This window comes from Paenarthrobacter aromaticivorans (assembly GCF_019038615.1).
GTDB classification, from domain to species: domain Bacteria; phylum Actinomycetota; class Actinomycetes; order Actinomycetales; family Micrococcaceae; genus Arthrobacter; species Arthrobacter aromaticivorans.
Genome location: NZ_JAHOPC010000001.1, coordinates 512,615 through 525,677 on the forward strand (window position 1 = coordinate 512,615; position 13,063 = coordinate 525,677).

The following is a 13,063-nucleotide window of genomic DNA, read 5'->3' on the forward strand; positions in this document are numbered from 1 at the left end:
ACGGCAGTTAATGGCAATGTTTTGCTCCGACAGTGTCAGCAACTGCCATCTCGCGGGAGTGCCATCCCGCGGCCTTTAAGCGATCATGAAATGAGGCGCATGGACTTTGCCGACCGCAGCAGCACGGCCGCTCCTTTGCGCAGCGGAGGCGCAGCGACATGGCACCAATTACGGAGCCGGCGGACGGATTCCTGACCGACTACTACGAGCACGTCACGGACGACGACGTCCGCAGCTACACGCCCGAAACCTTGTTGGAACGGGCACGCTATCACCGCTCGTTGGCAGAACGCCGCGAACCTGGACAAGCAGTCATCGGGGTCCTCAACGAAACAGATACCAGCTTGGTGGCAATCGTCACCGATGACATGCCCTACCTCCTTCCCTCCGTAACAGCCGAGATCTCTCGTGACACCGCTTCCATCCGGCTTTTGGTGCACCCCACTTTCAGCATCACGCGGGACCCCGCCACCCACCGCCTGATCGATATCCGCAGGGGGCCTCACCGCGCGGGGCTGCCCACTGGCGTCGAACGTTCCGAGGATCATGCGCGGGCGACGGCGGCACCTGGCCTTTCGGCGGACGGGCACGACGACGGGCCACTCACGGAGGCGTGGATAGCGATCGAGATCCCCCGGATTCCGGACAACGCGAGCGCGGAGCTACTGGTGGGCAGGTTGAACAAGGTCTTGGGTGATGTCCGGGCCGCGGCCGAGGACGCCGATGCCATCCACGAGGAACTGGTAAACGAAATCGGTGTGCTGGAGGGGCCAGCCACAAAAGACCCGACGGCGCGTGAAGCGCAGGAGCTGCTGCGGTGGCTGGACGACGGGAACTTTGTGTTTCTGGGATTTCGCGGGCGTCGCGGGCTCGGGCTCCTCCGTGATGGGGCCGGTCCTGCGGCGCCAGACGAAGTTCCCGGCAAGGTGCTCACGCTCACCAAATCCGCGCTTCGTTCAACGGTCCTTCGCCGTGCCTACCTCGATGAGATCAGCATTGCCACAGCGGACGGGAGCGGCACCAGCACCAATGGGTGCACTTTTGTTGGGCTCTTCTCCCCCAGTTCAACAGCCCGCTTGGCGCAGCAGATTCCGGTCATCCGGGACACGGTGGAGGAAGTGCTGCGGGCCTTCGGCTACCCGGCATCGTCGCATCATGCCAAAGAGCTTCTTGCGGTTTTGGAGGCTTATCCGCGGGACGAACTGTTCCACATTGATGCCGAGCAGCTGGCCATCCGTGCGCGCGAGATCCTCCGGCTCCAGGAACGCCACAGCACCCGGCTCTTTCTACGTCCGGACTCCTTCGGCCGGTTCATGACAGCACTGGTTTTCCTCCCCAGGTACAGGTACAGCACGGCCGTCAGGCTCAACATCGAGCGCGAGTTGCGCGAGGCGTTCGGCTCGGACGCCATAGAGTTCGAGCTTCGGTTGGGAGAATCCGCCATGGCCCGGGTGTTCTTCCGGATCCTCTTGCCACAGGAACCCTCGCGGCACCAAGGTGCTCCGGCGGTGGTGGACGCAGCAGCCCTTGAGCAGAGGATCATCGCCGCTACAAGGTCCTGGGCGCAAGGCCTGGACGAGGCCCTCCAAACGAGGTACCCACGGGAGGAATCGGCGAGGTTGTCCAGGCAGTGGGCGACCGCGTTTCCGGCCAGCTACAAGGCCGATTATGAGGTGGAGGACGCAGTTGAGGACATTGCCAGGTTCGAAAGCTTTCCGGGAGTTCCAGCCGAGCCGGGTTCCGCAGGTGAAGCGGATCCCCTCCTCACTGTTTACCAACGTCCCGGCACGGCAGTCCTCAGTGAGGATGCCCGGATCCGGCTTTACTTAACGCGCCCGCAGAGCCTGACTGAGATCCTCCCGTTCTTCCATAACCTGGGCTTGAAGGTCCTGGACCAGCGGCCTTTCGACGTTCAGCGTGCCGACGGGCGGCAGTTCTTCCTGTATGACCTCGGCCTGAAGTATCCGCGAGGGGTTGACCCTGTGGGCACGGGCGATCTGCTGGCCGGTGCGTTCTGTGCCGCGATGCGCGGTGACGCCGAGTCGGACGCTTTGGACGCGTTGGTCATCAAGGAGGGCATCGACTGGCGGCGGGTTGCCATCCTGCGCGCGTATGCCAAGTACCTGCGGCAGCTCGGGAGCACCAACTCCTATGGCTTCATCGCTGACACACTCCGCGGGAACGCCATGGCCACCCATGCCCTGCTTGAATTGTTCGAAGCGAAATTCAATCCTGACCGTTTCGCTCCGGACTTGTTTGATCCGGAACTCCTCAATTCCGGTCACGGGGAGCCGAGCCTGGCCAGGGGCGATCTGTTCGAAGAGGGAAGCAGCGAACTGAGCCACAGGACGCAGGCCGTTCATAGAGCCCGGACGAACCTGATGGAAGCCATCGACGCCGTCCCTGTCCTGGACGCCGACAGGTTGCTGCGTTCCCTGGCAAGCCTGGTAGACGCCACGCTGCGCACGAACTTCTATCTCAACAAGCCCTTCATCAGCTTCAAGCTCAACCCTGCCAGCATCCCGGCTGCCCCTGCACCCCGCCCGAAATTTGAGATCTGGGTCTATTCGCCGCGCGTTGAAGGCGTGCATCTGCGTTTCGGTCCGATAGCCCGCGGTGGCCTTCGGTGGTCGGACAGGCGGGAAGACTTCCGGACGGAAATCCTGGGACTCGTGAAAGCCCAGACGGTCAAGAATGCCGTGATTGTTCCCACCGGAGCAAAGGGCGGGTTCTTCCCCAAACGACTCCCCGACCCCGCAGAGGACCGTGCGGCCTGGCTCGCGGAAGGCCAGGAAAGCTACCGGACATTCATCCGCGGATTGCTGGATATCACGGACAACCTGGTACCGGATCCCGACGGCGGAAGCAGCGGCCGCGTACTCGCGCCGCCCCGGGTGGTGCGGCACGATGGCGACGACTACTACCTCGTTGTGGCCGCCGACAAGGGAACGGCAACCTTCTCGGACATCGCCAATGCCGTTGCCGGAGAGTACGGCTTCTGGTTGGGCGACGCCTTCGCTTCCGGGGGCTCAGTGGGTTATGACCACAAGCAGATGGGGATCACGGCCCGGGGTGCCTGGGAATCCGTGCGGCACCACTTCAGTGAACTCCTGATCGATTGCCGTGTTGAGGATTTCACGGTAGTTGGCATCGGAGACATGAGCGGAGATGTCTTTGGCAACGGCATGCTCCTCTCCCACCACATCAAGCTCGTGGCCGCCTTCGATCACCGGCACATTTTCCTGGACCCTACGCCCGACCCCGAGGTCTCTTACGCCGAGCGGGAACGGCTCTTCAAACTGCCGCGCTCCTCCTGGGCCGATTATGACCGCACCAAACTGAGCGAGGGCGGCGGCGTCTTTGCCCGGACGGAAAAATCCATCCTGCTCACGGAACAAATCCGCCTCGCTTTGGGGTTGGATGAAGGCACTGATGCGAATGGCCAGCTGGCAATGAGCCCTCATGAGCTTCTCCGCGCAGTTCTCACTGCCCCGGTGGACCTCCTGTACAACGGGGGAATCGGCACCTATGTCAAGGCATCCACGGAGTCCCATGCCGATGTGGGAGACAAATCAAACGACGCCATCCGGGTCAATGCCGAGGATCTGCGCGCGCACATCATCGCCGAGGGCGGCAATCTTGGAGTAACGCAGCGCGGCCGGATCGAAGCAGCTTTGGCAGGCGTGCTGGTCAATACCGACGCGATCGATAATTCAGCTGGCGTGGATTGTTCGGACCACGAAGTGAATATCAAGATCTTCCTTGACCGGATGATCTCCGCAGGCAGGATGTCTACGGCAGAAAGAACCGGATTCCTGCACTCACTCCAAGACGAGGTTGGACGGCTCGTCCTCAAAACCAACGATGACCAGAACGTCCTGCTCCTCAATGACAAGCAATTGGCGCTGAAATGGAGTCCCAGCTTTGAACGGACCATGGATTGGCTCGAGTCAGTCACAGATCTGGACAGGGAACTCGAATGCCTTCCCAGCAACGCCGAACTTCAGGCGCGGGTCCTGACCGGCAAGGGACTGACCACGCCGGAACTCGCCGTGTTGGCCGCCTACGCCAAGATCGAACTCGCCCGCGAACTCACAGAGGGCGGTTTGGCCGATGATCCCTGGTTTTCTCAAACCCTTCGAGCCTATTTCCCCAAGCAAGTCTCACAGCGGTTCGGCGAACACCTCTCCACGCATCCCCTGCGCAGGGAGATCGTAGCCACCGTGGTGGCCAACGACATGATCAACATGGGCGGCATAGCCTTCGCCTTCCGCGCGATGGAGGAAACCACGGTTTCTGCCTCCGCAGTTGCCCGCGGGTTCGTGGTGATGCGGAAAATCTGGGACTTTGACGCCGTCACGGGCGCCATCGCCCAATTGCCGCCGAGCACTCCCCGTGAGCATGGGGCCGCCGTTGCCCTGGACATGCGGCGACTGCTGGACCGGTCAGTCCGCTGGTACGTGACCCACGATTTCCGCGACAAGCCCATTGCCGATGCCTTGGCCCGGCTTGAGCAGCCTATGTCCTTGATGCGGGCGAACTTCACGAGCTTCCTTCATGGAATCAACCTTGCCCACTCGCAGAAACGAATAGCCCATACGGACTCGGTGGGCCTGCCCCACGATCTGGGCATAAGGGCCTCCGAACTCTTGGTCAGCTACGGCTTGCTCGACATTTCCGCTATCGCAGAAGAACTTCAAGAGCCAGTGGAGGCAGTGGCTGAGGTGTACTTCGCAGTCTTCGAACGGATCTCGGCCATCCCCCTGTTGGAACACATCACCATGCTCCCGAGGGACACCCACTGGGAGTCGCTGGCACGTGCGGCTTTGCGTGATGACATGTACCTTGTGCTCGCGGACATGACCAAAGCGGTAGTGCGGCATACCCCCCGGATCTCTGGTGCCGTGACTGCCACTACGTCCGATCCAGTGGAGCGAATCATGGACTGGGAACGTGGAAACATCGAACAACTGGCCCGCGTCCAAGAGACCATCAAGGAGGCCATAAGGCCAGGTCCGGTGGACATTGCAGCGCTCTCTGTGGCCGTAAAACTGCTTCGCGCCATGGTGCGGAGATGAGTCGCCGGTCACCAGTACTGCCGGTCATCTTACAAATTTAGCGTCAAACGTCCTATGATTGACGGGTCGCCCTCGCATGCGGCAAGTAATAGGAGGCACCCAAATGACCGCTGCAATGACTGCAGAACGCGAAATTCGCCTGTCCTTTTCCAAGGCAGACGAGATCCACGACGGACTTGAGCGCGCCGTGGATGCTTTGATCAAGAATGCAGCAGCAGATGCCAATTGCGGCATTCTGGTGACCCGGCACGAGCCCGGCACCTACACAGTGGCCCTGGACGAATCCGTTCCCTTCGGTCAGACCCACGAAGTGCTCGCTGCCTGATTGCCACTGCTGGCAGCATCCAGGCCAGCGCACAAAAAACCGGGGCCCGTTCCTCTTCCGCATCTACTACCCGCGGAAAGGGAACGAGCCCCGGTTCTGTTTAAGCTGCACTCACCCAAGGCTGCGCTCACCCAAGTAGGTCGCAATTGTGCGCGTCTTGAGCGGTCTAAACGCGCACTAATGCGACTCAGTTGGGTGGGGTTACGCGCGGCGGAGAGTCACGCCGTCGGACTTCATGAACAGTTCCTTGCCTTCCTCGGTGACGCCGGGCCCCGAGTGTTCAAGCCACACCACATTTCCGCTGCCGGAGACTTCCTCGATCAGCCCGGCGGCGATCACGTGGGCGTACTTGACTACCTCCACGCGCTCGCCAACCTTGAGTTGCCTCCAGTCCGAAACCGTAACTGAGTGTGCGTTTCGTCTGGAGAGGACTGCTCCACGTGCCTTCATTGAACTTCTACCCCTTTGTGGATGTTCGCTGTTGTGTATTGAGTTATGAACGGTTGACCGTCAAGCCCACAACACCGTTGTTGTGGACGTGACGTACACCATAAGTTCTACTACATTTGCCGCGCCCCGGCCCCTGCGTTGCGAACAAAGACCGGGGCGTGACAAATATGCCCATCAAATGAGCGTTTTATTCGACGTCAGGCCAAAATCCCGACGGCGGATTCGGCAGCCGCACGGACCGCACCGGAGCCTACCAGGCGGTCAGCCGCTTCGAGTTCGGGCGACAGGAACCGATCGGTTCCCGGTCCCTGGACCACTTCGCGAAGCACCTCGAGCACAGCTGTACCGGCCGGGCCCGGGGTCAGTTCGCCGTCGGACATCTGCGTGCGCATGTCGATAGCGCGGGCGCTGGTGACCAGCTCCACGGCCAGGACACGGCGGAGATTCTCCACGGCCTTGCGAAGCTTCCGGGCAGCATGCCAACCCATGGACACGTGGTCTTCCTGCATGGCGGAGCTCGGGATGGAGTCCACCGATGCCGGCACGGCCAGGCGCTTGTTGTCCGAAACCAGACCGGCCTGCGTGTACTGGGCGATCATGAGGCCGGAGTCGACGCCGGGGTCCCCTGCGAGGAAGGCCGGGAGACCGTGCGAGCGGGCCGGGTCCAGCATGCGGTCCGTACGGCGCTCGGCGATGGAGCTGAGGTCCGCGACGGCGATCGCAAGGAAGTCCAGGACATAAGCCACGGGCGCACCGTGGAAGTTGCCGTTGGACGTGACGCGGCCGTCCGGCAGGACAACGGGGTTGTCGATCGCGGCGGCCAGTTCGCGGGAAGCGACCAGTGCAGCGTGGTCCACCGTGTCGCGGACAGCGCCGGCAACCTGAGGGGCGCAACGCAGCGAGTAGGCGTCCTGGACCTTGGTGTCGTTGATCCGGTGGGAAGCGACGATGGGCGAGTTGGACAGCACGCGCAGCATGTTGTCCGCGCTGGCAGCCTGCCCGGGGTGCGGACGCAGGGCAGCGTGGAGTTCCGGAAGGAACACCTGGTCGGTGCCAAGCAGGGCCTCGACGCTGAGCGCCGCGGTGACGTCCGCCGTCGCGAGCAACAAACGGATGTCGGCGATGGCCATCAGCAGCATGCCGAGCATGCCTTCGGTGCCGTTGACGAGGGCCAGGCCCTCCTTTTCCGCCAGCGTGACCGGCTCGATGCCGTGCTGTGCGAGCAGCTCAGCGACCGTCTGCTTACCGGGCACACCGTAGAGTTCGCCGTCGGGACCGGTTGCTTCGCCTTCGCCCATCAGCACCAGGGCGCAGTGGGACAGCGGCGCGAGGTCGCCGGAGCAGCCGAGGGAACCGAACTCGCGGACCAGCGGGGTAATGCCTGCATTGAGGACATCCACCATGGTCTGCAGGACCACGGGACGGACACCCGTGCGGCCGGAGGCGAGGGTCTTGGCGCGGAGGAACATAATGCCGCGGACCACTTCGCGTTCCACCGCCGGACCCATGCCCGCTGCGTGGCTGCGGATCAGCGACTTCTGCAGCTGCGTACGGAGGTCATTGGGGATGTGGCGGTTGGCCAACGCCCCGAATCCCGTGGAAATACCGTAGGCGGGGATGTCGCTGGTGGCGAGGCTATCGATGTGTGCGCGGACCTTGGCGACGTTGTCCAGGGCGTCCTGGGAAATGGTCACCTTGGCATCGTGGCGTGCGACGGCGACGACGTCTTCCGGCGTCACACCACTGGAGCCGAGGGTAACGGTGAGGGGTTCGTGGGTTGTAAGAGTCACTTGTGTTGCCTACTTCTCGTTCATGGGGATGCGGACGCCGCGTTCGTTGGCGACTTCGACGGCGCGGTCGTAGCCGGCGTCGACGTGGCGGATGACGCCCATTCCGGGGTCGTTGGTCAGGAGCCGTTCGAGTTTCTCCGCGGCGAGGTCGGTGCCATCGGCGACGGAAACCTGCCCGGCGTGCAGGGACCGGCCGATCCCGACACCGCCGCCGTGGTGGATCGACACCCAGGTAGCGCCTGAGGAGGTGTTGATCAGGGCGTTCAGCAGCGGCCAGTCAGCAATCGCGTCCGACCCGTCGGCCATGGCCTCGGTCTCCCGGTACGGAGACGCCACGGAACCGGAATCCAGGTGGTCACGGCCGATCACGATCGGGGCCTTGACCTTGCCCTCGGCGACGAGCTGGTTGAACAACAGCCCGGCCTTGGCCCGTTCGCCGTACCCGAGCCAGCAAATACGTGCCGGCAGGCCCTCGAACTCCACCCGGTCCGCAGCAGCGTCAAGCCACTTGTGCAGGTGCGTGTTCTCCGGGAACAGTTCCTTGATCGCCGCATCCGTCACGGCGATGTCTTCCGGGTCCCCGGACAGGGCAACCCAACGGAACGGGCCCAGACCCTCGCAGAACAGCGGACGGATATACGCCGGGACAAAGCCGGGGAACTCGAACGCCCGCTCGTACCCGCCCTTGCGTGCCTCATCACGGATCGAGTTGCCGTAATCGAACACCTCGGCACCGGCGTCCTGGAACTCCACCATCGCCTGGACGTGGCGGGCCATGGACGCCTGGGCCTTCTTGGTGAACCCTTCCGGATCCGCCTCAGCCTCCGTGTGCCACTCGGCCACGGTGATGCCCTCCGGCAGGTAGGACAGCGGATCATGCGCGCTGGTCTGGTCGGTGACGACGTCGATCGTCAATTCGCCGGCCTTGTGGCGGCGGAGCAGTTCCGGGAACACCTCCGCGGCGTTGCCGACATAGCCCACGGACCAGCCGCGGCGCTCGGCCTTGGCCTTCTGGACCTTCGCGATCGCAGCATCCAGATCCGTTTCCACCTCGTCAAGGTAGCGCTTGCCCGCGCGGCGCCGCAGACGGGTCTCATCGACGTCGATGATCAGGCAGGCACCGTCGTTCAACGTCACGGCCAGCGGCTGGGCACCGCCCATGCCGCCACAACCACCGGTCAGGGTCAGGGTGCCGGCCAACGGACCTTCGGTGGAGCCTTCCGCGGCGGGTGCCGGATGCCTGCCCTCCGCAGCGAGCTTGTTCCCAACCGCAGCGAACGTCTCATACGTGCCCTGCAGGATGCCCTGCGTGCCGATGTAGATCCAGGACCCTGCAGTCATCTGCCCGTACATCATCAGGCCCTCGGCCTCGAGACGGCGGAACTCAGGCCACGTCGCCCAGTCCCCCACCAGGTTCGAGTTCGCCAACAACACACGCGGAGCCCACTCGTGGGTGCGGAACACACCCACCGGCTTGCCCGACTGCACCAGCAGCGTCTCGTCCTTCTCCATGGTCTCCAGCGTGCGGGTGATCGCATCGAACGCAGCCCAGGAACGCACGGCACGGCCCGTGCCGCCGTAAACCACCAAATCATCCGGGCGCTCAGCGACCTCGGGATCCAGGTTGTTCATCAACATGCGCAACGGCGCCTCGGTCTGCCACGACTTGGCAGTAAGCTCAGTACCCCGCGCGGCCTTAACCGGACGGGCACCAGTAGTGAAATCAGCGGGTGCCATGATGACTCCTTCGTCTTTGGGAAGTGTGTAGTGGAAAGTTCTTCTGCTTCTACTAAAGCCCCTTTGCAAGGCCCCAGGAATGGCTTTTCAGCTGGTGCTGTCCGGGATTACAGACGCACGCCACCCTTCGTCGCTCCTCCGCTCGGGCGTCGTGGTGAAGCCAGGAAACTCCCTCGCATTCGTGCGGGAAGGAGCGCATGCTGGACCCATGGCAACGTTCCGAGTAACTACCCTTGTTGCGGCTCCGCCGGAGCGCGTTTTCGCGACCTGGACCGATCCGGACCGGTTCCCGGAATGGATCGGCGGAGTCACCCGCGTGACCGATCGCACTGGCTCGATAGACCAGGCCGGCAGCCGCTACACGGTGTGGTTCGGACGGATGGCAAGCCCCACAGAGATCCTCGCCGTCGAGCGGCCTTGGCACATCCGCACACGGTTCGGCAACGCGATCCTGAAGGGCGAATCAGACGTGAGGTTTGCTGCCGAGGGAGGCGGTACGCGCATCCATCAGGAGTTCATGACCCGAGGATTCGTTTCAGCGGTCTTCGGGCGGATTTTCTCCACGGGATCCTACCGGGGCAGCTTCCGAGGCGAGCTGGAGACCTTCCGGAGACTCGTCGAGCGCGAAACCACGGAGCCGGGCAGGCTGAAGCCCGGCGAACCCAAGCCGCGTAGCGACTAGGGCGAGATGACTATGCCAACGGCCTAGCCAGCCGGGCGTCCGTGAATGCGTACCGACAATTCGTCGGCAGCCTTGCGGATGCGCGCAGCCAGTACCGGCCATTGCTCAGCCGGCACTTTGTCCTCCAGAAACGTGACAGCGACTGCCGCCGTCGGCCATCCCACGTGGTCAGTCACAGCGGCGGCTATTGAGCCGAATCCAGGCGTGATCTCGCCGTTTTCCGTGGCATAGCCGCGCTGCCGCACCTGGTCCAGATGGGAGGACAAGGCGGAGTACTTCATGATCGGGAACTCCACTTCGTGGCGCGATGTGAAGGCGGCGGCATTCGGGTACAGAGCGCGAACCTGTGACTTCGGCAGCGCGGCCAGGATCGCGCGGCCCGACGCAGTGAGGTGGCTGGGCAGGCGGACTCCGACGTCGGTCACCAGGCTTGGGCGGTTCTTGGCGCGTTCCTCCACAATGTAGAGGACGTCGCGGCCGTGAAGCACGGCCAGGTGCGCGCTTTCGCCGATCACGTCCACGAGCGAGGCAAGCATGGGCCGCCCGAGACGCGACAAGGGCTCCTGCCGCGAATAGGCCGAGCTGAGTTCGAAGGCGCTGATGCCGAGTCCATAGCGCTGTTCTTCGTGCAGGTGCAACACGAAGCCGTTAGCCTCCATGACGCCGAGCAGGTGGTAGACGCTGGAGCGGGGCAAGCCGAGCGCCGTAGCAATGTTCGACGCCGCCATCGGCCCTCTCCGCGAGGCCAGCAGTTTCAGGATGCGCAGCGTATTTTCGGCGGCAGGGACCTTGGACGTGGCCTTGCCTGGTGCCAGTGGCGTGGTTGTCATGGTTCCTCACTGCTCAAGACTGCTGAAGCGGACACCGTCCAGCCTTTCCCAGCCCGCTGTGTCCGGTATCCCGTACTCAAGCGTGCCCTCTTACGCGGGGCAGCGCCAGCCCATTCCCTCCATACGGTGTCTGAAATGCCAGACTTAACTGCTGTCCTTTGTTGTTAGCTCGGACAGGCGCTAGCGGCGGCTGTTCCAGATCAGCGGGGCCCGGCGGATCCAGGCGTTGTTCTCGACGGTGTCGAGGAGGAAGCGAGCCACCTCGGATCGGCTGACGGTGGGGCCGTGCTTGTCCTGCCCGGCTTCTGCGGCGTGGAGTGGGCCCGCAGGGGGCTTGTTGGTCAGGGCGGTGGCGCGGACGAGGGTCCAGTCGACGTCGGAGTCACGGACGAGCCGTTCGACGCCGTTGTGGTCGTCATACCCGTTCTTGATGCTGGACACGTTCACCAAGGTCTTGAAGATCGGGTTCACCACACGCCATGAGTCCCCCACCCCGAGCGCGGAGGTGATCACGATCCGGCGCAGACCGTGGTCTGCCATTACGGTGAGGGTGTCGCGGACTGCGTCAGTCATGAAGGACGGCGGGCTGACGGGCTTGGCCCAAGGGTTGTCCGAGGCGCGCGCGTTGTTGAGTGCGACAACGACGGCGTCGGTTCCCCCGGCCGCGGCGCGAATGTCGTCGATGTTTGCCGGCGTCCCGGGGACGAGCTCAACGCCCGGGAGCGCGGGTATGACATCGGGATTGCGCACGAGTGCGCGGACCCGGACGCCCCGTTGGGAGGCCTGTTCGAGGATGTGCTGGCCGAGGCGGCCGCTGCCGCCGAGCACGAGCAGTCTGGACATGGGTTCCTTTCGATGGTTACCGTGAGTGCGGTAACGGTTTCTTCGTTGGGTATAGGGGTTGGTCATCGTGGCTGAGCGGACGCTCGCGGGGCCTTGCACGGCGTGGCCTCAGGACAGTGCCTTCATTCGTGAGGTGCTCGACCGCATCGGCGATAAGTGGACGGTGCTGGTGATCAGTACGCTGGGTGCCGGGCCGCTGCGCTACTCCGACCTGCAGGCCAGCGTCCCTGGCATCTCGCAGCGGATGCTTACCCTGACCTTGAAGGAGTTGGAGAGGGACGGCTTGCTGACGCGGACCGCCTTCCCTGAGGTCCCGCCACGGGTGGTCTACGAGCTCACCGATCTGGGCAGGTCACTTCACGAGGCGGTCTTGTCATTGGCCGGGTGGGCGGCTGGTCATCACGGCGAGATCGCCGCGCACCGCCGCGCCCATGAAGAAAGCGGTGTTGGCCGCGCCAAGACCAACCAGCTTCTCAGGAAGCACTGACCTGGTCGTCGACCGGGGCGCTCGCCAGCCCGGTGTCTTCAGGCAGATGACACACACCGGTTTCGGGATCGCACCACCCTGCCGGTTCTGAGGCAACGACCTGCAGGGGCAGGGACGGTGTGGTCATCGCGCACCCATGGGCGTAGTCAGTGGGGCCACCTGCTCAAGGATCTGTTCGTAGACCTCCACGGACTGCGCCCCCGGCGCTGCGACTCGCCTGTCGAACACCACGAAGGGGACGCCGCTCAGGCCCAGTTCCTGGCCTTCGCGCCGATCTGAGTGTGCGGCCTCGGCGTAATCCTGGCCCGTGAGTACCTCAAGCACGCGATCGACGGCCAGGCCTACCGTGCCGGCGGCCCGGGTGAGCGCATTGGGGTCGAACGGGTTCAACTCGCCGGCGAAGAAGCGGTCCTGGACGTTGGAGAAGAACTCCAGGCCGCGTCCTTGCTCGTTGGCGTGCTGCAGGATGCGGTGGAAGTCGAACGTGTTGGCGTTCAACCGATCCAGCGAGAAAGCGAGCCCCTCACGCTGGGCGATCCCTTGGATCCTCCGTTCGGCTGACAGCACTGCCTCGGCGTTGCCTCCATGGGACCGGGTGAAGGCGCTCTCGATAGACTCCGGCTCACGCGGCGCGTCCGGGTTTAGCTCGAAGGAGCGCAGCTTGATCTGGAACCGGTCTGCGTCGGGTCGCCGGTCGATCGCCCGCTGCAGCCGGTGCTTGCCGACGTAGCACCATGGGCAGCCCAGATCGGTCCACAGTTCGATCACCACCGGCGCACCACGGCTTTGCGAGCCCCTCGCCCGAATGCTTGTATCGATCCGAAGCAACGACATGAACCTC

Annotated in this window: 10 protein-coding genes; 4 read left to right on the forward strand and 6 right to left on the reverse strand. The window is 63.7% G+C overall.

From position 1 onward, the window contains the following. Window positions 1-158 precede the first annotated feature (158 nt). Window positions 159-5,078 carry an NAD-glutamate dehydrogenase gene (locus KSW38_RS02455; RefSeq protein ID WP_216922349.1) on the forward strand — a complete coding sequence of 1,640 codons (4,920 nt, stop codon included), beginning with the start codon at window positions 159-161 and terminating at the stop codon, window positions 5,076-5,078. Between the two features lie 103 nt (window positions 5,079-5,181). After that, on the forward strand, window positions 5,182-5,403 hold the full coding sequence (locus KSW38_RS02460; protein ID WP_216922352.1) for a hypothetical protein: 222 nt from the start codon (window positions 5,182-5,184) through the stop codon (window positions 5,401-5,403). 201 nt (window positions 5,404-5,604) lie between these two features. Here the strand turns inward: KSW38_RS02460 and KSW38_RS02465 are convergent, their stop codons facing one another. From KSW38_RS02465 to hutU, 3 genes are all read right to left on the reverse strand, one after another. Then, window positions 5,605-5,853, reverse strand: a complete 249-nt coding sequence (locus tag KSW38_RS02465; protein WP_216922354.1) for a hypothetical protein — start codon at window positions 5,851-5,853, stop codon at window positions 5,605-5,607. 197 nt (window positions 5,854-6,050) lie between these two features. Then, complete coding sequence (hutH, locus tag KSW38_RS02470) at window positions 6,051-7,643, reverse strand: histidine ammonia-lyase (protein ID WP_216922356.1); 1,593 nt, start codon at window positions 7,641-7,643, stop codon at window positions 6,051-6,053. Window positions 7,644-7,652: 9 nt separating this feature from the next. Then, window positions 7,653-9,380 carry a urocanate hydratase gene (hutU, locus tag KSW38_RS02475; RefSeq protein WP_216922358.1) on the reverse strand — a complete coding sequence of 576 codons (1,728 nt, stop codon included), beginning with the start codon at window positions 9,378-9,380 and terminating at the stop codon, window positions 7,653-7,655. A 79-nt stretch (window positions 9,381-9,459) separates the two neighbouring features. Here hutU and KSW38_RS02480 point away from each other — a divergent pair, with 79 nt between their 5' ends. Further along, window positions 9,460-10,062, forward strand: a complete 603-nt coding sequence (locus tag KSW38_RS02480) for an SRPBCC family protein (protein ID WP_254185963.1) — start codon at window positions 9,460-9,462, stop codon at window positions 10,060-10,062. Between the two features lie 23 nt (window positions 10,063-10,085). Here the strand turns inward: KSW38_RS02480 and KSW38_RS02485 are convergent, their stop codons facing one another. Together KSW38_RS02485 and KSW38_RS02490 are read right to left on the reverse strand one after the other, a co-directional pair. After that, complete coding sequence (locus tag KSW38_RS02485) at window positions 10,086-10,892, reverse strand: IclR family transcriptional regulator (protein ID WP_216922359.1); 807 nt, start codon at window positions 10,890-10,892, stop codon at window positions 10,086-10,088. Window positions 10,893-11,072: 180 nt separating this feature from the next. Then, complete coding sequence (locus KSW38_RS02490; protein WP_216922361.1) at window positions 11,073-11,735, reverse strand: NAD(P)-dependent oxidoreductase; 663 nt, start codon at window positions 11,733-11,735, stop codon at window positions 11,073-11,075. 67 nt (window positions 11,736-11,802) lie between these two features. Here KSW38_RS02490 and KSW38_RS02495 point away from each other — a divergent pair, with 67 nt between their 5' ends. After that, on the forward strand, window positions 11,803-12,222 hold the full coding sequence (locus tag KSW38_RS02495; RefSeq protein WP_377654907.1) for a winged helix-turn-helix transcriptional regulator: 420 nt from the start codon (window positions 11,803-11,805) through the stop codon (window positions 12,220-12,222). A gap of 123 nt (window positions 12,223-12,345) precedes the next feature. On the opposite strand, the gene KSW38_RS02500 is transcribed toward KSW38_RS02495, so the two are convergent. Then, window positions 12,346-13,056 carry a DsbA family oxidoreductase gene (locus KSW38_RS02500; RefSeq protein ID WP_216922364.1) on the reverse strand — a complete coding sequence of 237 codons (711 nt, stop codon included), beginning with the start codon at window positions 13,054-13,056 and terminating at the stop codon, window positions 12,346-12,348. Between the last annotated feature and the right edge of the window lie 7 nt (window positions 13,057-13,063).

What these genes read in the sequence shown, in the direction of transcription:
- KSW38_RS02455 (WP_216922349.1), top strand. Translation starts at nt 159, where the DNA reads ATGGCACCAATTACGGAGCCGGCGGACGGATTCCTGACCGACTACTAC.
- KSW38_RS02460 (WP_216922352.1), top strand. Translation starts at nt 5,182, where the DNA reads ATGACCGCTGCAATGACTGCAGAACGCGAAATTCGCCTGTCCTTTTCC.
- KSW38_RS02465 (WP_216922354.1), bottom strand. Translation starts at nt 5,853, where the DNA reads ATGAAGGCACGTGGAGCAGTCCTCTCCAGACGAAACGCACACTCAGTT.
- hutU (WP_216922358.1), bottom strand. Translation starts at nt 9,380, where the DNA reads ATGGCACCCGCTGATTTCACTACTGGTGCCCGTCCGGTTAAGGCCGCG.
- KSW38_RS02480 (WP_254185963.1), top strand. Translation starts at nt 9,460, where the DNA reads ATGGCTTTTCAGCTGGTGCTGTCCGGGATTACAGACGCACGCCACCCT.
- KSW38_RS02485 (WP_216922359.1), bottom strand. Translation starts at nt 10,892, where the DNA reads ATGACAACCACGCCACTGGCACCAGGCAAGGCCACGTCCAAGGTCCCT.
- KSW38_RS02490 (WP_216922361.1), bottom strand. Translation starts at nt 11,735, where the DNA reads ATGTCCAGACTGCTCGTGCTCGGCGGCAGCGGCCGCCTCGGCCAGCAC.
- KSW38_RS02500 (WP_216922364.1), bottom strand. Translation starts at nt 13,056, where the DNA reads ATGTCGTTGCTTCGGATCGATACAAGCATTCGGGCGAGGGGCTCGCAA.